Here is a 19,240-nt window from a genome sequence, read left to right on the forward strand (position 1 = left end):
CATACAAGAAAGGGGACGGCCAACTGGCCGCCCCCTCTCCTCACATCGAAGATTGAATATACAACGATCAAACCCCGACAGGATTAGCCTTCTCAGGATCAATCTTGTACTGCTTGATAGCCCGAGCCACATCCTTGGCCGTCATCTTCCCTTCCTTAGCCAGCGCCGCAATCGCGGCATGCGCGATGTAGTACCGGTCAACCTCGAAGAAGCGACGCAGGTTGGCACGCGTGTCCGAACGGCCGAAGCCATCGGTACCCAGCACCGTGTACGACATCGGCACGAACGAGCGGATCTGGTCCGCGTACGCACGCACGTAGTCGGTGGCGGCAATGGCCGGACCCTGGCGACCTTCCAGCAGCTCGGTCACGAACGCCTTGCGCTGCTCGCCTTCCGGGTGGAAGCGGTTGTAGCGCTCCACGTCGAAGCCGTCGCGGCGCAGTTCGTTGAAGCTCGGGCAGCTCCAGATGTCGGCGGTCACGCCGAAGTCCTTGTCCAGCAGCTCGGCCGCGGCAATGGCTTCGCGCAGGATGGTGCCCGAACCCAGCAGCTGCACGCGCAGCTCGCCCTTCTTCGGCTTGCCGGCGTCGGTGAGCAGGTACATGCCCTTGACGATGCCGTCGGCCGCGCCTTCCGGCATTTCCGGGTGGGTGTAGTTTTCGTTCATCAGGGTGATGTAGTAGTACTCATCAATCTGATCTTCCATCATGGCCTTGGTGCCGTGCTGCAGGATCACCGTCACTTCGAAGCCGAAGGTCGGGTCATAGCTGCGCACGTTCGGGATGCCACCGGCCACGATGTGGCTGAAGCCATCTTCGTGCTGTAGGCCTTCACCGTTCAGCGTGGTGCGGCCGGCGGTGCCGCCCAGCAGGAAGCCACGGGTGCGCATGTCGGCGGCCTGCCAGGCAAGGTCGCCCACGCGCTGGAAGCCGAACATGCTGTAGTAGATGTAGAACGGCAGCATCGGCACGTTGCTGACCGAGTAGCTGGTACCGGCGGCCATCCACGAGGCGATGGCGCCCGGCTCGCTGATGCCCTGCTGCAGCACCTGGCCGCTCTGGTCTTCGCGGTAGAACATGAGCTGGTCGGCGTCGACCGGCTTGTACTTCTGGCCGAACGGCGCGTAGATGCCGATCTGGCGGAACAGGCCTTCCATGCCGAAGGTACGGGCTTCGTCGGCCACGATCGGCACGATGTGCGGGCCCAGTTCCTTGTCGCGCAGGGTGATGTTCAGGCTCTGCACGAAGGCCATGGTGGTGGAGTAGCTGCGCTCGCCGCTGCTCTTGAGCAGGCGCTCGTAGCTTTCCAGTTTGGGCGCCACGAAGCTCTTTTCGGCCTTGCGACGGCGCTGCGGCAGGTAACCCCCCAGGGCGGCGCGGCGTTCCTGCAGGTACTTCACTTCCGGCGAATCCGGGCCCGGGTGGTAGAACGGCACCTGGCCGTCGGCCAGCTGGGCGTCGGTCACCGGGATGTTGAAGCGGTCGCGGAAGTGGCGAACGGCGTCGTCGTCCAGCTTCTTGGTCTGGTGGGTCGGGTTGAGTGCTTCGCCTGCGCTGCCCATGCCGTAGCCCTTGACCGTCTTGGCCAGGATCACGGTCGGCATGCCCTTGGTGTTCACGGCTTCGTGGTACGCGGCATACACCTTGTGCGGGTCGTGGCCGCCACGGTTGAGGCGCCAGATGTCATCGTCGCTCAGGCCGGCCACCATCGCGGCGGTCTCCGGGTACTTGCCGAAGAAATGCTCGCGGGTATACGCGCCGCCGAAGGCCTTGCAGTTCTGGTATTCGCCGTCGACGGTTTCCATCATCAGCTTGCGCAGGACGCCATTGGTGTCCTTGGCCAGCAGGGCATCCCAGTAACCGCCCCACAGCAGCTTGATGACGTTCCAGCCGCCGCCACGGAAGACACCTTCCAGTTCCTGGATGATCTTGCCGTTGCCACGCACCGGGCCGTCGAGGCGCTGCAGGTTGCAGTTGACCACGAAGATCAGGTTGTCCAGGCCTTCGCGGCCGGCCAGCGCGATCGCGCCGAGGGTTTCCGGCTCATCGCTCTCGCCGTCGCCGATGAAGCACCACACCTTGCGGTCGGACTTCTCGATCAGGCCACGGTTTTCCAGGTAACGCAGGAACTGCGCCTGGTAGATGGCGGCCAGCGGGCCCAGGCCCATCGACACGGTGGGGGTCTGCCAGTAATCGGGCATCAGCCACGGGTGCGGGTAGCTGGAGAGGCCACCGCCGTCCACTTCCATGCGGAACTTGTCCAGCTGGGCTTCGTCGATGCGGCCTTCCAGGAAGGAACGCGCATAGATGCCCGGGGCGCTGTGGCCCTGGATGAAGAGCAAGTCGCCGGGGTGGTTGTCGCTGGGGGCGCGCCAGAAGTGGTTGAAGCCCACGTCATACAGCGTGGCGCCGGAGGCGAAGCTGGCGATGTGGCCGCCCAGGTCGCCCGGCTTGCGGTTGGCGCGCACCACGGTGGCCATCGCGTTCCAGCGGATGATGGAACGAATGCGCCATTCCAGTTCGGCGTTGCCCGGGCTCTTGGCCTCCAGGGTCGGCGCGATGGTGTTCACGTATTCGGTGGTGGGAGAGAACGGCAGGTACGCGCCCGAACGACGGGTGAGTTCAACCATGCCTTCCAACAGTTGATGCGCGCGCTCGGGGCCCTCGACATCAATTACGGCCTTCAGCGACTCGATCCATTCCTGGGTTTCCACAGGATTCGGGTCGTTGTTCAGCACCTCGTTCAACCAGTTCATTTGCGCTCCCATGACCGCACGCACGCGCGCGACTGTTTTAGATTTCTAGCCGCAAAGTGTAGCGCACCCTAGGGTTTGCTTACTTCGCTACGGGTGCGTATGGACGATGGGGCGGTGTCCTTGGGGACAGCTTGGGCCACGGTTTTGGCCCGCCGCCACGGTTCCACGCGCGCGTTAAGCATGGGCGGGCGCGATGACGCCGGCAGGTCAGAAGGACAGCGCTGGACAAGCCGATGTAGCTGGCGCGGGCGCTGCGGGCGGTTGGCGCTGCCACGTGCGGCGCTGGTGCGCGCTTCGGGCAGGGCTGTGCGGTGTCGGCGAGGAGGCGAATTGTTCCACCACAGGCACGCACCGTCGCAGCCGGGATGCACCTGAACGCATGCCTGCCGTGCGCGCGCCGTTGCTGGCGGCGGGCGAGATTTCGATATATCGTTCCGCCATCGCATTCGATATATCGAAATGACCGCTCCGCGTGACCTCGACCGCCCTGCCCGCCCGCTGACCGCACGCCCGCTCAGCCGTGGCGACCTGCGCCTGCTGATGCTGGCGCTGCTGGGCGAGCAGCCGCGCCATGGCTACGAGTTGATCCAGCTGATCAGCGATATGTTCGTGCGGGTGTACACGCCCAGCGCGGGCTCGATCTACCCGGTGCTGGCGCAGTTCGAGGCGGCCGGCTGGGTGGGCGCCATCGAGGACGGCGGGCGCAAGCGCTACCAGCTGAGCGCGCTGGGGGCGGCCGAGCTGGCCGCGCAGCGCGAAGAGGTGGACGCGGCGCTGCGCCGGGTGCGCGACAGCGCACGCACGATCACCAAGGCCAATCTGCCGCCGAGCGTGCGCGATGCCCTGCGCGAGCTCAAAACCGCGTTGGGCCTGTGCCACGGCCGCTGGAACGAGACCAACGCCAGCAGCGTGGCGCAGGCCCTGCGTGACGCCGCCGCCCATATCCGCGGGCAAGGACGCTGAGCATGCCGTTGCCCCCTTCCACGTATTCGACCCAGCCAGCCCCGGCCAGCCAGGTCTTCCCCCTACGCCGCGCTGCGGCGCATTTGATTACAGGTGTTCCCCATGGCTGTGCATGAAAACAAACTGCTGCGTCATACCGTGAAGTTCCGCCCGCTGCAGGTGTTGCGCACCGAAGAGATCAGCCCGTGCATGCGCCGGGTGATAGTGGGCGGGCCGGCGCTGGAAGGCTTCGATTCGCCCTCGCCCGACGACCACGTGAAGCTGTTCTTCCCCAATGCCGAGGGGCAGTTCGTGGTGCCCACGATGACCCCGGAAGGCCCGCGCTACCCGGAAGGCCAGCAGCCCTCGCCCGCCCGTGACTACACGCCGCGCTGGTGGGACCTGGAGGCCGGTGAGCTGGCGCTGGATTTCGTCATGCATGGGCATGGCGTGGCGTCGAGCTGGGCCGCCAACGCGCAGCCGGGCGACGCGATCGCGGTGGGCGGCCCGCGCGGGTCGCACATGACCGCACCGGACTACGACACCTACGTGCTGATTGGCGATGAAACCGCGCTGCCGGCGATTGGCCGCTGGCTGGAGACGCTGCCGGAAGGCGCGCAGGCCGATGTGTATATCGAAATTCCCGAGTCGGGTGACCGCCAGGAACTGCCGGACGATGACCGCATCCGGGTGTCGTGGCTGGAGCGCAACGGCTTCGATGCGGCCAGCAGCACGCTGCTGGAAGACGTGCTGACCGATTTCGAGGAGCCCGACGGCGATACGTTCTACTGGATCGCCACCGAGTCGCGCCGGGCGCGGATGATGCGCAAGTACATCGAAGGCCACCTGGGCGTGCCCAAGGACTGGATCCGGTCGACCGGCTACTGGAAAGCCCACGCCGACGAGCACGACGGGGATTGAGCCAGGCCGGGGCGGCTTCTGACGCAGGCAAGGTCAGCGGAGAACGCTTGGGCAGCGCCTGGTGGCCGTTGCCCCGGATACTATCGCTGGTGGAAGCACATGACGGCCGTTCGCCCGCCACGTTCGTAAATGGAAGCGCCTGACAGCGGGATACCCTGTAGGGCGCCGGGCATCGCGCCGCGGGTAACAAGCAGCCCCTTGAGGGTGCGCCTGCCGACGAAGATGGCCGACACACCGTCTTGGCGCTCGTGCAGAATGCGCACCTCGCTACCCGCCAGCCCGCCTGGAGGCTGTTGCAGCCCCACTACGCGCTTTTCGCCAGGCCCCACCAATAGCCCGCTGGTCACTTTGAATGTGGCCGAGTTGCGACCGAGTATCTGGCTGTCCGCCCACGCAACTACCTCGGCGGCTTTTTCCTTGTCATCCACGAACGGGTAGTACGCACCGCATTCGATGTAATTGCAGCCTGTCAGGCCGGCAAGGAGCAGTGCCATGACGGCCCCGCGCCCCTTGCGCCAGCGCACCGCGGCGCTGACCGTCACGTCCGTGTTGTTCATCGTGGCAATACCCCTGTTGGCCAGGACCAGGCACCGGGCGAGAGTGGCCCAGCGGCCGGCAATACACAACCGCCTGTCCAGCCAGCGGCCGGGGGCCGTTCGAGAGGCGGCGCTGCGCCTGCACGGCGATGGCAACCCGGCGGAGGGCACCGGAGGGTCCTCGACTGGAATGCGCCCGCGACGGGCACCGGCTGCGAATGCGACAATCGCGTTTTGGGCCGGTGCTTTTCCATGCAAGCAGTTTCTTCTTCGGCGCTGGCCGACCTGATCGCCCGCGCCGAGCGCGCCGACCCCGCCCTGGATGCCGCGCTGACCGCGCTGGCGCCGTCGGTGGGCGGCAACGTGGCCCCGCTGCGGGCGGCACTGGTGCCGTTGGCCCAGGCGCAGGCGGCGCTGGTACAGGCCAACGCGGATATCGGCCTGGTGGCCGACGAGCTGCGCCGGTATCAGAAGTTTGCCGCGCCCGGTAAGCCGAGCCTGCAGATCGTGCAGCTGCGCAAGCAGCAGGCCACGGTGAAGCAGGCTGCGCTGATTGCCCGGCAGAATTTCGCCCAGGCCACGCACGCCTTCCTGCGCGACGGCGGTTTGACCGCTCCGGCCCGCCGGCTGCCCACCGACTTTGCCACGGCCTGGCTGGGCAAGGTGGCCGCGGCGGTTGCGGCGGGCTGAAGGGCGCCGCGGTAGTGCCGGCCGCTGGCCGGCTCCTGGTGATGCCGGTTGGCTGGGGAGCCGGCCAGCGGCCGGCACTACCGGTTACGTGGTTGGCGACAGTCCGGTTACGTGGTGGGTGGCAGTCCGATTCCGTGGTTGGCGCCAGTCTGCTTACGTAGTTGCCGAGGGTGGTGACGCGGCCACGCGGCGCCAGCCATAGCGCTTGGCCAGGCCGGCCTCGATCAGCACCAGCGCCATGATGATCAACAGCGGCAGCAGCAGGCCGAAATAGATGCCGGGCATCATGCTGGTGAGCTGCGCCTTGAGCAGGCGGATGACGCCTTTGGTGTGCAGCAGCTCGTTCATGCGCATGCCCAGCGCTTCGCGGAAGACCTTCTTGTCCACGCCGCTGTAGCCGGCCACTTCCTTGGACACGCTGTCTTCCACCCATTGCGACATCAGCGCGCTGCGCACGTGTTCGACCCCGCTGCGGGTCCAGCGCGTGAGCGTGCCTTCGCCCTGCAGGTAGCTGGCCCCGGGCAACGGGTGCTCGGCCAGGTAGGCGTCCACCACCTGGCGGGTGGCGTCGTGCACGGTGGCGTCGCTGCGCATCAACGTGGCGAGGGCGGGATCGTCGAGGGACTGTTCGAAGTCCACCATCCAGCTGGCCACCAGGGTCTGCAGGTGCGGCTGGAAATGGTCGATCTGCTTGTACAGCGCGCGCTGCGCGCCGGCGGCAAAGCCCAGCTGCAGGCCGGTGAAGGCGAACAGCAGCGGCAGCAGCACCACGTAGGTGGCCAGGGTGTAATGGTGCCAGCGGTTGCGGCGGGCGAACCAGCGGCGGCGGTGCATGGCCAGCCAGGTGGCGATGCCCAAGCCCAGGCCGACCAGCGTGCCGATGAGGCTGCCGCCCATCAGGTCGAGCAGGCTCAGGCCGGTCCAGAATTCCATCATCCAGAATTGTGCGTCTTGCACGGGTGTGCTCCTGTTGTGCGTGAAGCGGGGGAGTGTAGGCGATGCGGATCAGCCCCGCCGGGGGCATTGCGACACGACCGGGGTAGAGCCGACCGTTGGTCGGCTGTCGCGGCAATGGGCGCATCGATGTCATGCAACGGCAGCCGACCAACGGTCGGCTCTACCCGGGTTGGGCCGCGCAAACAACTGCGGGACCACGCCCCCCACCCACCCAAACAAAAAGCCCGCCTTTCGGCGGGCTTTCTGCAGTTCTACATCAGCAACCGATCAAGCAGCCGGCTTTTCGCCGGTGGCTTCGGTGGTGATGCGGATGTTCACTTCATCGCTGACGTTCGGGGCATACGCGCCCACGCCGAAATCGCTGCGCTTGATGGTGGTGGTGGCGTCGAAGCCGGCGGCCGGCACCTTGGCCATCGGGTGCTCGCCACCGCCGTTGATCGTCACATCCAGGGTCACTGGCTTGGTGATGTCCTTGATGGTCAGGTCGCCGGTGACGGTGAGCTTGTTGGTGCCGTTGGCTTCCACCTTGGTGCTCTTGAACGAAGCCGCCGGGAACTTGGCAGCGTCGAAGAAGTCGGCGCTCTTCAGGTGCTCGTCGAACTTGGCGGTGAAGCTGTTGAGGCCGGTCAGCGGCAGCTTCACTTCCACGGTGGACTTGGTCACGTCGGCCGCGTCATACACCAGGGTGCCTTCGGCTGCGCCGAAGTGGGCGGTCGGGTGCGAGAAGCCGAAGTGGCTCCACTGGACCAGCACGTCGGTGTGGGTCGGGTCGAGCTTGTAGGTGCCCGAGGCGATCTGGATGGCTTCAGCAGCCGGGGCGGCCGGGGCAGCAGCGGTGTCGGCAGCCGGGGTGGTGGCGGCAGCGGCCGGCGCAGCGTCGGCGGCCGGGGCAGCGGCTTCGTCGGCCGGCTTGGAGCAGGCGGCGATGGCCAGGGTGAGGGCCAGCGGCAACAGCAGTTTGCGGGTCATGGTCATGTCAGGTCTCTCTCGAATGCGAAGGGAAAAGTACAAAGGTGAGACAAACAGCCCGTCCGCTCAGACGGGCCGGGGTCTGGCGGAAACGCTTATGCGATGCGCGCTGCTTCGTCGAAGCTCAGGCGGGGCAGCCGCGGGAACAGGCCCGAAGAATCACCGTACCCCAAGTTGACCAGGAAATTCGACTTGATCGCGGTGCCCTTGAAGAAGGCTTCGTCGACCTTGGCATTGTCGAAGCCGGACATCGGGCCGGCATCCAGACCCAGCGCGCGGGCGGCCAGGATCAGGTAGGCGCCCTGCAGGCTGCCGTTGCGGAATGCGCCTTCGGTACGGGCTTCACGCGGGCCGTCGAACCACGCCTTGGCGTCGGTGTGCGGGAACAGGTAGGGCAGCTTTTCGTGGAAGTCTTCGTCGAAGGCGACGATCACCGTGACCGGCGCGGCCAGGGTCTTGTCGTGGTTGCCTTCAGACAGCGCCGGGGCGAGCTTGGCCTTGGCTTCCGGGCTCTTCACGAACACAAAGCGCGCCGGGCTGCCGTTGGCTGCGGTGGGGCCCCACTTCAGCAGTTCGTACAGGGCCTGCAGCTGGCTGTCGTCGACGGGCGTGTCGAGGAAGGCGTTCTGGGTGCGGGCGGTACGGAACAGCTGGTCAAGCGCAGCATCGTTGAGCACGTGGGACATGGAGCCTCCAGAAAAGGGGGAAAACCTTGGCGTCGCCTGCCGGCCGGTCGGGGTGACCGTGGGAGGGGCGAAGGCTGGCAGTGTAGAGTGTCGTGACAGTTGCAACACCCAGCCTGACTGAAACGAATTAATGCCATACGTGAAACGATGGAGTCCGCCCTGGACGATCACTGACGGCCGTGCCGGCAATGTGCGGCAGGCGGTGGCGCTGGCGTCGGCACTGAAACTGGGGGCGCATCAACCGCTGGTGCTGAGCCCGCGCGCGCCATGGCGCTGGCTGGCGCCACGCTGGCTGCCGGGCGCGGCACGCGGCTTCGGCCCGGCCTTCCAGCAGCTGGCTGCCGCGCACCCGCAGCTGGCCATTGGCTGTGGCCGCCAGGCGGCCGGGGCGCTGCGCGAACTGCGCCGGGGTGGCACCAAGGTGGTGCAGATCCTGGACCCACGGATCAGCGCGCGGCACTGGGACCTGCTGGTGGTACCCGAACACGATCGCCTGCGCGGCAGCAACGTCCTGACCCTGCTGGGCAGCCTGAACCCGGTCAACGATGACTGGCTGGCCTGGGGGCGCGCCGCGTTCGCTGCCTTCGGCGCGTTGCCCGGCCCACGCACCGCATTGCTGGTGGGTGGCCCTACCCCGCACGCGCCGTGGCACGAGCCGCACATGGTGCAGGTGTTCCAGCAGTTGGCCGCGCAGCTGCGTGCCGAAGGCGGCAGCCTGCTGGCCACCACGTCGCGGCGCACGCCGCCGGCGCTGGTGGGCGCGCTGCGCAGTGCCTTCGCCGATGTTCCGCATGTGATCTGGGGCGACGGCGGCGACGGCGTCAATCCGTATGCGGGGCTGCTGGGCTGGGCCAACCGCGTGGTGGTGTCGCCGGATTCGGTGAACCTGCTGTCCGAGGCGTGCGCCACGCGCATGCCGGTGGCGGTGGCGCTGGCCGACCAGGCGCAGGCACGGCTGGCGCAGTTCCAAGAGGCGCTGCGCGAACGCGGTCGGTTGCAACCGCGCTGGCTCGACTGGCACACCGACGGGCGCATCACGCCGCTGCGCGAAACCACGCGCATTGCCGCCGAAGTACAGGCGCGCCTGCTGCCGGTATGATGCGCCGGCGGCACCGTGCCGTGGGAGAACACGCCTCATGGAAGACCGCCGTCCTGCGATGATCACGCGCCTGCGCCAGGCGGTGCTGTGCGGGCTGCTGCTGGGCACCGCCGCCATCGCCCAGGCCGAACCGCAGTGCGTGGAACGCTATCCCACGCCGGCTGCGCTGGCATCGATGTTCGATGTGGCGCTGGCCACCACCGACGCGTTGGATGCGCTGGAGGGCGTGGACGTGGTGCTGGTGGCACGCGGCGGCCAGGACCTGAGCAAGTACGGGTTGCGCCACAGCCACGTGGCGTTCCTGCTGCGCGAAGACGACGGCCAGTGGCGCGCGGTGCACCTGCTCAATCCGTGCAAGACGGCGCAGTCGCACCTGTTCCGCGAAGGTGTGGCCACCTTCATTGGCGAAACGTCCGCGCATACCGACCTGCGCATCGGCGTGCCCACGCCGGCGCTGCGCGCGACGTTGAAGACGATGCTGACCCAGCCCGCCATCCAGGCGCGCGCACTGCACGAGGCACGCTACAGCGTGGTGGCCTACCCGTTCAGTACCGAATACCAGAACTCCAACCAATGGATACTGGAAGTGCTGGCGGCTGCATTGGCGCAGAACGAAGACGGCACGCTCATCGTCAACCGCACCCAGGTGCAGGACTGGCTGAAGCAGCACCACTACCGGCCCAGCACGCTGCACATCGGCGTGGCCAAGCGCTTGGGCGCACGCTTCTTCGTGCCCAATGCGGCGGTCACCGACCACCCGGCCAGCGAGCGCATCTCGGGCAACTACTCGGTGGTGACGGTGGAGTCGGTGTTCGACTTCGTGCAGCAGCAGAAGGCGCTGCAGATGGAACTGCCGATCGCGCACGTGGCGGTGGACGGCATTACCGCGCCCAAGCCGTGAGTCAGCTGCGGGCAGCACGATTGCAGGCATACTGCCGGCCTTACAGGGATGCCCCCAAGGAAACGCCGATGACACGGATTGCCCGCCTTGCCGTTTCGCCACTGCTGGCCGTTGCGCTGTGCGCCACCAGCCTGCCCGCCTCGGCGCAGATGTTGACGGGGAACAAGCACCCGGTGGCCAGCAGCGTCATCGTGACCTCGATCGTGAGCGTGGTCGTGATCACCGCGCCGATCTGGATGGTCTCGGCCGGGGTGAGCAAGGCCAGCGACGGGTCGGCCCGGCGCAGCCGCGCTGCCAAAGCCCGCAAGGCCCAGCCGTTGCCGCCGCTGACCGTGGAAAAAGTGGAGCACACCGCCGATGGCGGCATCCAGCTGGCCCTGCAGAACCCGCAGGCGCCCGACGACCTGGCCGTGCTGCAGTGGCCGAACCAGGCCGACAGCCCGGTAACCGCCGTGGCCGTGGGCGACGTGCTGGCCTTCACCCCCACCGAGGGCGGCGCCGGCTGGAACGTGGCCAACGCGCAGGGCACCACGCTGGCGTTCCTGCCTACCGACCCCGACGCGGCGCAGCCGAGTGCGCGCTGGTAAGCGCAGTGCGCGGGTTGTTCACCTGAGGAATGGCGGCATGAAACGAACGGTTGCACTCTCTTTGCTGGCGGTGGCACTGCTGGCCACCGGCCTGCCCGCGTCGGCGCAGGACCTGAGCCGCGCCTCGCCGGTGACCAGCAGCGTGCTGGCCACCTCGGTGGTGAGCCTGGCGGTGATCACCGCGCCGGTGTGGTTGAGCGCGCTGGGGGTCAGTGAGCTGCACGACGCCTCGATGCCGCACAACCGGGCCGCCCGGGCCGCCGCGAAGAAAGCCGGCCCGCTGCCGCCGCTCACCGTGGAACGCGTGGTCCAGCAGCCCGATGGCGGCTACCGGGTGGACCTGCGCAACCCGGAGGCGCCGCAGGATCTGGCGGTGGTGGAATGGCCGGCCCGTGCCGACAACCCCGCCGCCGGCGTGAAGGTGGGCGACGTGCTGGACTTCAAACCGACCCCGGCCGGTGCCGGCTGGACCGTCGCCAACGCCAACGGCGCGGCGCTGGCGTTCCTGCCGACGACCACCGCGGCGGCCACCAGCATGAGCGAACGCTTCTAGATGAACCGGCCCGGGGTGGCCCCGCGCCGCCCAAGCCCGGATAATCCGCCGCTTCCCTGACTTCCCCCGGTGCGCCATGTCTGTGCGTCCTTCGATCACCTTTGCCCCGTTGACCCCGCGCGCGCTGTTGCTGGCGGTGCTGGCCATGGGCGCGGTGGTGCTGGGCAGCAACGTGCTGGTGCAGTACCCGATCAACGACTGGCTGACCTGGGGCGCCTTCAGCTACCCGGTGGCGTTCCTGGTGAGCAACCTGATCAACCGGCGCTTCGGGCCGCAGGCCGCGCGCAAGGTGGCCTGGGCCGGGTTCGCGCTGGCGGTGGTGTTGTCGATCTGGATCGCCACGCCGCGCATCGCGGTGGCCTCGTGCCTGGCCTTCATTGCCGCGCAGCTGCTGGACATCACCGTGTTCGACCGGCTGCGCCGCGGGCACTGGTGGCGCGCGCCGATGGTGGCCACCACCTGTAGCGCCACGCTGGACACGACGATCTTCTGGAGCATCGCGTTTGCCGGCTCCAGCTTGCCGTGGGTGAGCTGGGCCGCGGGCGACCTGGCGGTGAAGCTGACCATCGGCGTGTTTCTGCTGGCGCCGTTCCGCGCGTTGCTGTGGAAGATGGCGCCGCGCGCGGCGTAACCCCGCGGCGGCCGTGCACTGGCTGGACAGTGCACACGTGGGTGCAGCAGGCTGTGGCCATGGAAACCGATGCCACCTACAAGAGTGCCGTGGAGCGCCAGGTGCGCGTACGCATGGCCGAGCGTGCTGCCACCTGCACCGGCGTGCGTACGCGCGGGCTGGACTGGGTGGTGCGTGAGGGGAAGACCGAACTGGCCAGCGCCGGGCTGTACCCGCTGCGTGCGGCAGGGGGCTGGGCGGCAACGTTGACCGTGCACTGCCCCACGGCATTGGCGTTCTGCAGGACGTGGGCCGATGGCACCGCTTCGGCGTTGCCCAACCCGGACATGCTGATGGCGGTGATGTCCACGGCCGGCGGCATGCCCGACTTCGCCGGCCACAGCGGCGTGATCGTGCGGGCCGGTACCCACGATGCGGATGCGTTGGCCCAGCAGCTGGTCGACCGCCTGGCCGATGCCGCGCTGACGCGCGCGTTGGCCTGGCGCACGGTGCCGGTGGCGCTGATCGACGACGTGGTGGCGCACAGCGCGTTCTACGCGTGGCCGCTGCAGACGGTGCTGTACATCGCCCACCGCAATGGCCTGGCGGCCGACGACCCCCGGCTGCACGACGCGCTGCAACGCCGCGCGATCCTGCGCCGTGGCGAACGCGACCGGGCCCTGGTGCAGCGCGTGTTGCCGGGGTAGCGCCACCCCATGGGTGGCTGCGCAGTGCCGAGGTAGAGCCACCCCATGGGTGGCTGCGCGGTGCCGGGCGAAGAGCAGCCGGGCAGAGCCCGGCTCTACGCGGGGACCTGATGCCGGCCGGGCAGCGCCCGGCGCTACGCGGGGTGCGGGGTCTGGAACGGGAGGCCGGCTGCGTCGCAGGCGGCGCTGATGACCGCGCGGGCTTCTTCGAGTGCGGGTGTGGGCGCGGCCAGGCGCGGGCGGCGGTCGAGGGTGCAGGCCAGGCCGACGTCCAGCAGCGCGGCGTGCGCGTCATGCAGGCCCTGGCGGGTGCCGCCGGGTAGCCAGGCGATGCTGGCCAGGGCGTCGATCAGGCGCGGGGTGTCGCGCGGTTCCAGTACCTGCGGGTGCGCGCCGGCGCTGTCGAGGACGCCGGTCTGCAGCAGGAATTCGAGGTCGACAATGCCACCGGCGCCCTGCTTCAGGTCCAGCCGCGCGGCGTCGCTGCGGTCCAGTTCGGTGCGCATGCGTGCGCGCATTTTTATGACGTCGGCGTAGAGCACGTCGGCATCGCGGGGGCGGGCGAGTGTCTGCGCGCGCACGCGTTCGAAATCGGCCAGCAGAGTGGCGTCGCCGGCGATGCCGCGTGCGCGTACCAATGCCTGGTGTTCCCAAGTCCAGGCGCGCTCACGCTGGTACTCGGTGTAGCTGGCCAGCGAGGACACCAGCGCGCCCTTGCCGCCGTCCGGGCGCAGGCGCACGTCGATGTCGTAGAGCCGACCCGCGGCGGTGACCGCGCCCAGCAGGGCCATCACCTTCTGTGCCAGGCGTGCATACCAGCGGCCCGGATCGAGCGGGCGCTTGCCGTCGCTGCTGTCCTGGTCAGCCGGGTGGTCGTGCAGGAACACCAGGTCCAGGTCCGATCCAAAGCCCAGTTCCAGCCCCCCCAGGCTGCCGTAGCCGATGATCGCAAACCGCCCGCCGGGAATGCCGCCGTGGGCGGCGTGCATGTCGGCAGCGGCCATGGCATGCACGGTCACCACCACTGCCTGAGCCAGCTCGGCCAGCTGGCGGGTGCTGTCCACGGCGCGCTGGCGGCCGTCGAGGGTGGCCAGCGCCATGCGGAAACTCAGGGCAAGGCGGGTTTCGTTGAGCAGGCGCAGCGCCGCTTCGGGGTCGTCCACGGCCAGCGCGGCATCGCACTCGGCCTGCATCGCGTCGGCGTCGGGCATCGGCCCGGACACGCGTACGTCCAACAGCTCGTCCAGCAGCAGCGGGTAGGCGGCCAGCCGTTCGGCCAGCAACGCGCTGCGCGCCAGTACGTCCACCAGCCGCGCCAGCGCGCTGGGCTGTTCGTCCAGCAGCGCCAGGTAGCTGGTGCGGCGCAGGATGGCCTGCAGCAGGCCGAGCACGCGCTTGAGCGCGGCGTCGGGCTGGGGCGAACGGGTGGCGGCGTGCAGCAGCGCCGGCAACACGCGGTCCAGGCGCGCGCGGGCGCTGTCGGACAGCGACTTCACGCCCAGCGACTGGGCGAAATCGCGCAGCGACTGGTCGGCGCTGTGCGGGTCGTGGAAGCCGGCGTCGGCGAGGATCTCGGCGCTGCCGTTGTCGGGCAGGCCGCGCCAGTAGTTGGACAGCGCATCGGGCGCGGCCTGGCCCTTGCGTGGGGCCAGCAGTGCGCCGAATTCGGTGCTGACCCGGGTGCGTTGCGCGTCGAGCGCGGCGATCAGCGCGTCCCAGTCGGGGTAGCCCAGGCCGGTGGCGATGCGCAGGCGGTCGGTGGGGTCGGTAGGCAGCGCGTGGGTCTGCGCATCGCGCAGCATCTGCAGGCGGTTTTCCAGCCGGCGCAGGAAGCCGTACGCGTGCAGCAGGTCCTCACCGTCCTGCGCGGCCATCTGCCCACAGGCCACCAGCGCGGGCAGCGCATGCAGCAGGCGGCGTTCGCGCAGGCTGGCCTCGCGGCCGCCGCGGATCAGCTGCAGGGCCTGGCACAGGAATTCAATTTCGCGGATGCCGCCGGGGCCGCGTTTGATGTCGTCGAACATTTCCCGGCGCGAGACTTCGGCGGTGATCGCCGCCTTCATCTCGCGCAGGCCATCGAGCGCGGTGAAATCGAGGTAGCGGCGGTACACGAACGGGCGCAGGGTCTGCAGCCACGCTTCACCGGCGGCGATGTCGCCGGCCACCGCGCGCGCCTTGAGCCAGGCGTAGCGTTCCCAGTCGCGGCCTTCGCGCTGGAAGTACTGGTCCATGCCGGCGAACGACAGCGCTACCCGGCCGGCACTGCCGAACGGGCGCAGGCGCAGGTCGACGCGGTGGCTGAAGCCGTCCACGGTGGTTTCGTCCAGCAGCCGCGCCAGGCGCTGGCCGAGCCGGGCGAAGTATTCCTCGGCGGCCAGCGGGCGCGCGCCGTCGGATTCACCGCCTTGCGGGTAGGCGTAGACCAGGTCGACGTCGGAGCTGAAATTGAGTTCGCCGCCGCCCAGCTTGCCCAGCCCGAACACCACCAGCTGCTGGGCGCTGCCGTCGGCGGCGCGGACCACGCCGTGGCGGGTGGCAAATTCCTGCTCGAGCGCGGCCAGGCCGATGCCCAGGCAGTCTTCGGCCAAGGCGGTGGCGCCGGCCAGGGTGGCGGGCACGTCGTCGAGCCCGGCCAGGTCGCGCCAGATCAGCCGGGTGGAGGCGGCAGTGCGGTAGCGGCGCAGGCGCTGCGGCCAGTCGCTGGGGTGCTGGGGGTCCAGCTCGGGGCGCGCCAGCGGGGGACAGCCGGGCTGGATGAGGTGGGCCAGCAGCGCCGGTTGGCGGCACAGGGTGTCGATGGCGAAATCGCTGGTGATGGCCAGCAGGCGTACCTGGTCCAGAACCTCGGGCGGCGGTGGCCAGCTGCCGCTGTCGGCCAGCGACAGGGACAGGCGCGCCAGGGCGCGGTCGACGAGGGGAACGAGGGCGGCGGGGACAGCGTCGGCGGGAATCGGCATGCAGGGATTATGCAGGGCGCTGGGGGCGCCTACGTATTGCCGGGTGCGCGAAACGGGACGGTGGCGATACCTGCGTCCGGCATTCTTCGGCCGAGGTCATGCGTTCGCCGCGGTGATGGGCTGGGTCGGCGGTCGATGGGGATCCGACCCTACCGGGTGGGTGTGTCGGCCCCTGACGTGTCTGCGGCCGTGGAGCGTCCGTAGCGCCGGGCTCTGCCCGGCTTGGGTCGGGCGTTCATGACGTTAGAGCGTAGAGCAGCCGGGCAGAGCCCGGCTCTACGGGGCGCCATTCCCGAATTTCAGGCAATAAAAAGCCCGCTTGCAGCGAACTGCCAGCGGGCTCTGCTCCCTCCCCCACGTCGGGATGCAGGTCGATCTTCTAGGGTCCTCGGAAAAGTTGCACGCTGCACTGCAAAACAATACTTGCGGGTACAGAAGTCCTTGCAAAACTGAACAGGGGGTGCCGATAGCCCGGAGCGCCATCCCACCTTGGTCGCACACCCCGTTCGACGTGGATCGCCGATAATGCAGATCCCCCCAGAAACGTTGTCGTCATGTCTGTCGATCGCATTGCCAACGCGCGTCTGCGTGACCGCGTTGTATCCGCTGAAGCTGCCGCCGCCCTGATCCAGCCGGGTGAAACCGTCGCCATGAGCGGCTTTACCGGTTCAGGTTATCCCAAGGCGGTGCCGGTGGCGCTGGCCCAGCGCATCGAGGCGGTGCATGGCCAGGGGCTGCCCTTCCAGATCAGTCTGATGACCGGCGCGTCCACTGCCCCGGAGCTGGACGGTGCGCTGGCCAAGGCCGACGGCATCGCCATGCGCATGCCGTTCCAGAGCGACCCGGATGCGCGCAACCGCATCAACGCGGGCAAGCTGGATTACATCGACATCCACCTCAGCCACGTGGCCCAGCATGTGTGGTTCGGGTTCTATGGCGACATCGACACGGCCGTGGTGGAAGTGTCGGCGATCCGCGAGGACGGCTCGCTGGTCCCGTCCACGTCGGTGGGCAACAACAAGACCTGGCTGGATCTGGCCAAGAAGGTGATCATCGAGGTCAACGAGTGGCAGCCGGCCGGCGTGGACGGCATGCACGACATCTACTACGGCACGGCGCTGCCGCCGCACCGCAAGCCGATTCCGCTGGTGCACGCCAACGACCGCATCGGCGAGACCTCGCTGCGCTGCGACCCGGACAAGATCGTGGCGGTGGTGCGCACCAACGGCCCGGACCGCAACAGCCCGTTCAGCCCGATCGACGCCACCAGCGAGCAGATCGCCGCGCACCTGATCGACTTCCTGAAGCACGAAGTGGCCAAGGGCCGGCTGCCGGCCAACCTGCTGCCGCTGCAGAGCGGCGTGGGCAACATTCCCAACGCGGTGCTGGCCGGGCTGGCCAAGAGCGGCTTCCGCGATCTGGCCGCGTTCACCGAGGTCATCCAGGACGGCATGCTGGACCTGCTGCGCGACGGAGTGCTGAGCTACGCCTCGTGCACCGGGTTCGCGCTGAGCCCGCAGGCCAATGAGACCTTCAAGGCGAACATCGATTTCTACCGCGAGCGCATCATCATGCGCACGCAGGAAATCTCGAACCATCCGGAACTGGTGCGCCGCCTGGGCTGCATCGGCATGAACGGGATGATCGAAGCGGACCTGTACGGCAACGTCAATTCCACCCATGTGATGGGCACGCGGATCATGAACGGCATTGGCGGCTCGGGCGATTTCGCGCGCAACGGTTTCCTGTCCGCGTTCCTGAGTCCTTCGACGGCGAAGAACGGCAGCATCTCGGCGATCGTGCCGATGGTGAGCCACGTGGACCACACCGAGCACGACGTGTCGGTGATCGTGACCGAACAGGGCCTGGCCGACCTGCGCGGGCTGACCCCGCGCAAGCGCGCGCGGGTGGTGATCGACACCTGCGCGCATCCTGATTTCCGCGATCAGTTGAACGATTACTTCGACCGCGCCAGCCGCGACAGTTACGGCAAGCACACCCCGCATCTGCTGCCCGAAGCGTTGTCGTGGCACCAGCGGTGGTTGGATACGGGCACGATGAAGGCGTGATCCAGAAAGGCCGGGCAAATGCCCGGCTTTTTCTTTATGCACTGCATCGGTTGCATCCGCATGTCGGAACGAAGCGCCCCCTCCTTGGCGCGATACTGCCGGTAGGGTCGGTTCCCAAACGACTGCCGTGAAACGATCAGCGTCCGGTAACGCATGACCCCGGAGCGCAGCAAATGCCCTCCCCGGACAAGGTCATGCCATCACCGAACGCGGCAGATGCCACGGCGGTCGATCGGGATGCGACCCTACCTTGGCGTCGCGCATACCACGCGTGCTGCCCCTCCCGCGGAAGGCGCGGGTCACAGCGGTAGGGTCGGTTCCCAAACGACCGCCGTGAAACGATCAGCGTCCGGTAACGCATGACCCCGGAGCGCAGCAAATGCCCTCCCCGGCCAAGGTCATGCCATCACCGAACGCGGCAGATGCCACGGCGGTCGATCGGGATGCGACCCTACCTTGGCGTCGCGCATACCACGCGTGCTGCCCCTCCCGCGGAAGGCGCGGGTCACAGCGGTAGGGTCGGTTCCCAAACGACCGCCGTGAAACGATCAGCGTCCGGTAACGCATGACCCCGGAGCGCAGCAAATGCCCTCCCCGGCCAAGGTCATGCCATCACCGAACGCGGCAGATGCCACGGCGGTCGATCGGGATGCGACCCTACCTTGGCGTCGCGCATACCACCCGTGCTGCCCCTCCCGCGAAAGGCGCGGGTCACAGCGGTAGAGTCGGTTCCCAAACGACCGCCGTGAACCGATCAGCATCCGGTAACGCATGACCCCGGAACGCAGCAAACGCCTTCCCCGGCCAGCGTCATGCCATCACCGAACGCGGCAGCTGCCACGGCGGTCGATCGGGATGCGACCCTACCTTGGCGTCGCGCATACCACGCGTGCTGCCCCTCCCGCGGAAGGCGCGGGTCACAGCGGTAGGGTCGGTTCCCAAACGACCGCCGTGAACCGATCAGCATCCGGTAACGCATGACCCCGGAACGCAGCAAACGCCTTCCCCGGCCAGCGTCATGCCATCACCGAACGCGGCAGATGCCACGGCGGTCGATCGGGATGCGACCCTACCTTGGCGTCGCGCATACCACCCGTGCTGCCCCTCCCGCGGAAGGCGCGGGTCACAGCGGTAGGGTCGGTTCCCAAACGACCGCCGTGAACCGATCAGCATCCGGTAACGCATGACCCCGGAGCGCAGCAAATGCCCTCCCCGGCCAAGGTCATGCCATCACCGAACGCGGCAGATGCCACGGCGGTCGATCGGGATGCGACCCTACCTTGGCGTCGCGCACACCACGC

16 protein-coding genes are annotated in these 19,240 nt (G+C 68.2%); 10 read left to right on the forward strand and 6 right to left on the reverse strand.

What is annotated here, in order from left to right; genetic code table 11:
• Positions 1–67: 67 nt before the first annotated feature.
• The gene (gene aceE / locus AC6CHL_RS14385; protein ID WP_159495571.1) at positions 68–2,755 is read right to left on the reverse strand and encodes a pyruvate dehydrogenase (acetyl-transferring), homodimeric type; all 2,688 of its coding nucleotides are present in this window, start codon (positions 2,753–2,755) and stop codon (positions 68–70) included.
• A gap of 459 nt (positions 2,756–3,214) precedes the next feature.
• Here aceE and AC6CHL_RS14390 point away from each other — a divergent pair, with 459 nt between their 5' ends.
• Entirely contained in the window at positions 3,215–3,718 is a 504-nt protein-coding gene (locus AC6CHL_RS14390; protein WP_141058573.1) for a PadR family transcriptional regulator, read from the forward strand.
• A 102-nt stretch (positions 3,719–3,820) separates the two neighbouring features.
• Positions 3,821–4,618, forward strand: coding sequence for a siderophore-interacting protein (locus tag AC6CHL_RS14395; protein WP_313246081.1), 798 nt, complete (start codon positions 3,821–3,823; stop codon positions 4,616–4,618).
• Positions 4,619–4,698: 80 nt separating this feature from the next.
• Here AC6CHL_RS14395 and AC6CHL_RS14400 read toward each other — a convergent pair whose 3' ends face one another.
• The gene (locus AC6CHL_RS14400; RefSeq protein WP_498294980.1) at positions 4,699–5,175 is read right to left on the reverse strand and encodes a hypothetical protein; all 477 of its coding nucleotides are present in this window, start codon (positions 5,173–5,175) and stop codon (positions 4,699–4,701) included.
• A 231-nt stretch (positions 5,176–5,406) separates the two neighbouring features.
• Here AC6CHL_RS14400 and AC6CHL_RS14405 point away from each other — a divergent pair, with 231 nt between their 5' ends.
• Positions 5,407–5,844, forward strand: a complete 438-nt coding sequence (locus tag AC6CHL_RS14405; protein ID WP_448135153.1) for a hypothetical protein — start codon at positions 5,407–5,409, stop codon at positions 5,842–5,844.
• Positions 5,845–5,997: 153 nt separating this feature from the next.
• On the opposite strand, the gene AC6CHL_RS14410 is transcribed toward AC6CHL_RS14405, so the two are convergent.
• The 3 genes from AC6CHL_RS14410 to AC6CHL_RS14420 all read right to left on the reverse strand — a co-directional run bounded on the left by AC6CHL_RS14410 (position 5,998) and on the right by AC6CHL_RS14420 (position 8,456).
• The gene (locus AC6CHL_RS14410; protein ID WP_498294982.1) at positions 5,998–6,801 is read right to left on the reverse strand and encodes a hypothetical protein; all 804 of its coding nucleotides are present in this window, start codon (positions 6,799–6,801) and stop codon (positions 5,998–6,000) included.
• Between the two features lie 267 nt (positions 6,802–7,068).
• Positions 7,069–7,776, reverse strand: coding sequence for a YceI family protein (locus AC6CHL_RS14415; RefSeq protein WP_137191224.1), 708 nt, complete (start codon positions 7,774–7,776; stop codon positions 7,069–7,071).
• Positions 7,777–7,865: 89 nt separating this feature from the next.
• Positions 7,866–8,456, reverse strand: a complete 591-nt coding sequence (locus AC6CHL_RS14420; RefSeq protein WP_038690839.1) for a malonic semialdehyde reductase — start codon at positions 8,454–8,456, stop codon at positions 7,866–7,868.
• Between the two features lie 130 nt (positions 8,457–8,586).
• Between AC6CHL_RS14420 and AC6CHL_RS14425 the strand changes: the two genes are divergently transcribed.
• The 6 genes from AC6CHL_RS14425 (at position 8,587) to AC6CHL_RS14450 (ending at position 12,913) form a co-directional block, all read left to right on the forward strand.
• A complete protein-coding gene (locus tag AC6CHL_RS14425) occupies positions 8,587–9,555 on the forward strand; it encodes a mitochondrial fission ELM1 family protein (RefSeq protein WP_498294984.1) in 969 nt (322 codons plus the stop codon).
• 37 nt (positions 9,556–9,592) lie between these two features.
• On the forward strand, positions 9,593–10,456 hold the full coding sequence (locus AC6CHL_RS14430; protein WP_428710799.1) for a DUF2145 domain-containing protein: 864 nt from the start codon (positions 9,593–9,595) through the stop codon (positions 10,454–10,456).
• A 68-nt stretch (positions 10,457–10,524) separates the two neighbouring features.
• Entirely contained in the window at positions 10,525–11,043 is a 519-nt protein-coding gene (locus AC6CHL_RS14435; protein WP_038690842.1) for a hypothetical protein, read from the forward strand.
• A gap of 37 nt (positions 11,044–11,080) precedes the next feature.
• A complete protein-coding gene (locus AC6CHL_RS14440) occupies positions 11,081–11,596 on the forward strand; it encodes a hypothetical protein (protein ID WP_498294986.1) in 516 nt (171 codons plus the stop codon).
• A 76-nt stretch (positions 11,597–11,672) separates the two neighbouring features.
• On the forward strand, positions 11,673–12,227 hold the full coding sequence (locus tag AC6CHL_RS14445; RefSeq protein ID WP_038690846.1) for a queuosine precursor transporter: 555 nt from the start codon (positions 11,673–11,675) through the stop codon (positions 12,225–12,227).
• 59 nt (positions 12,228–12,286) lie between these two features.
• Positions 12,287–12,913, forward strand: a complete 627-nt coding sequence (locus AC6CHL_RS14450) for a hypothetical protein (protein WP_498294988.1) — start codon at positions 12,287–12,289, stop codon at positions 12,911–12,913.
• A 134-nt stretch (positions 12,914–13,047) separates the two neighbouring features.
• Here the strand turns inward: AC6CHL_RS14450 and glnE are convergent, their stop codons facing one another.
• Positions 13,048–15,870, reverse strand: a complete 2,823-nt coding sequence (gene glnE / locus AC6CHL_RS14455) for a bifunctional [glutamate--ammonia ligase]-adenylyl-L-tyrosine phosphorylase/[glutamate--ammonia-ligase] adenylyltransferase (protein WP_498294989.1) — start codon at positions 15,868–15,870, stop codon at positions 13,048–13,050.
• Between the two features lie 554 nt (positions 15,871–16,424).
• Between glnE and scpC the strand changes: the two genes are divergently transcribed.
• A complete protein-coding gene (scpC, locus tag AC6CHL_RS14460; protein WP_498294991.1) occupies positions 16,425–17,939 on the forward strand; it encodes a succinyl-CoA:acetate CoA-transferase ScpC in 1,515 nt (504 codons plus the stop codon).
• Positions 17,940–19,240 lie beyond the last annotated feature (1,301 nt).

It is taken from the genome of Stenotrophomonas sp. GQ19, from assembly GCF_059758695.1.

Excerpts from the sequence above, each read along its gene's own strand:
- AC6CHL_RS14400 (WP_498294980.1), bottom strand. The coding sequence starts at position 5,175 with ATGAACAACACGGACGTGACGGTCAGCGCCGCGGTGCGCTGGCGCAAG.
- AC6CHL_RS14430 (WP_428710799.1), top strand. The coding sequence starts at position 9,593 with ATGGAAGACCGCCGTCCTGCGATGATCACGCGCCTGCGCCAGGCGGTG.
- AC6CHL_RS14445 (WP_038690846.1), top strand. The coding sequence starts at position 11,673 with ATGTCTGTGCGTCCTTCGATCACCTTTGCCCCGTTGACCCCGCGCGCG.
- AC6CHL_RS14450 (WP_498294988.1), top strand. The coding sequence starts at position 12,287 with ATGGAAACCGATGCCACCTACAAGAGTGCCGTGGAGCGCCAGGTGCGC.
- AC6CHL_RS14415 (WP_137191224.1), bottom strand. The coding sequence starts at position 7,776 with ATGACCATGACCCGCAAACTGCTGTTGCCGCTGGCCCTCACCCTGGCC.
- scpC (WP_498294991.1), top strand. The coding sequence starts at position 16,425 with ATGTCTGTCGATCGCATTGCCAACGCGCGTCTGCGTGACCGCGTTGTA.
- AC6CHL_RS14420 (WP_038690839.1), bottom strand. The coding sequence starts at position 8,456 with ATGTCCCACGTGCTCAACGATGCTGCGCTTGACCAGCTGTTCCGTACC.
- aceE (WP_159495571.1), bottom strand. The coding sequence starts at position 2,755 with ATGAACTGGTTGAACGAGGTGCTGAACAACGACCCGAATCCTGTGGAA.
- AC6CHL_RS14435 (WP_038690842.1), top strand. The coding sequence starts at position 10,525 with ATGACACGGATTGCCCGCCTTGCCGTTTCGCCACTGCTGGCCGTTGCG.
- AC6CHL_RS14390 (WP_141058573.1), top strand. The coding sequence starts at position 3,215 with ATGACCGCTCCGCGTGACCTCGACCGCCCTGCCCGCCCGCTGACCGCA.
- glnE (WP_498294989.1), bottom strand. The coding sequence starts at position 15,870 with ATGCCGATTCCCGCCGACGCTGTCCCCGCCGCCCTCGTTCCCCTCGTC.
- AC6CHL_RS14405 (WP_448135153.1), top strand. The coding sequence starts at position 5,407 with ATGCAAGCAGTTTCTTCTTCGGCGCTGGCCGACCTGATCGCCCGCGCC.
- AC6CHL_RS14440 (WP_498294986.1), top strand. The coding sequence starts at position 11,081 with ATGAAACGAACGGTTGCACTCTCTTTGCTGGCGGTGGCACTGCTGGCC.
- AC6CHL_RS14395 (WP_313246081.1), top strand. The coding sequence starts at position 3,821 with ATGGCTGTGCATGAAAACAAACTGCTGCGTCATACCGTGAAGTTCCGC.
- AC6CHL_RS14425 (WP_498294984.1), top strand. The coding sequence starts at position 8,587 with ATGCCATACGTGAAACGATGGAGTCCGCCCTGGACGATCACTGACGGC.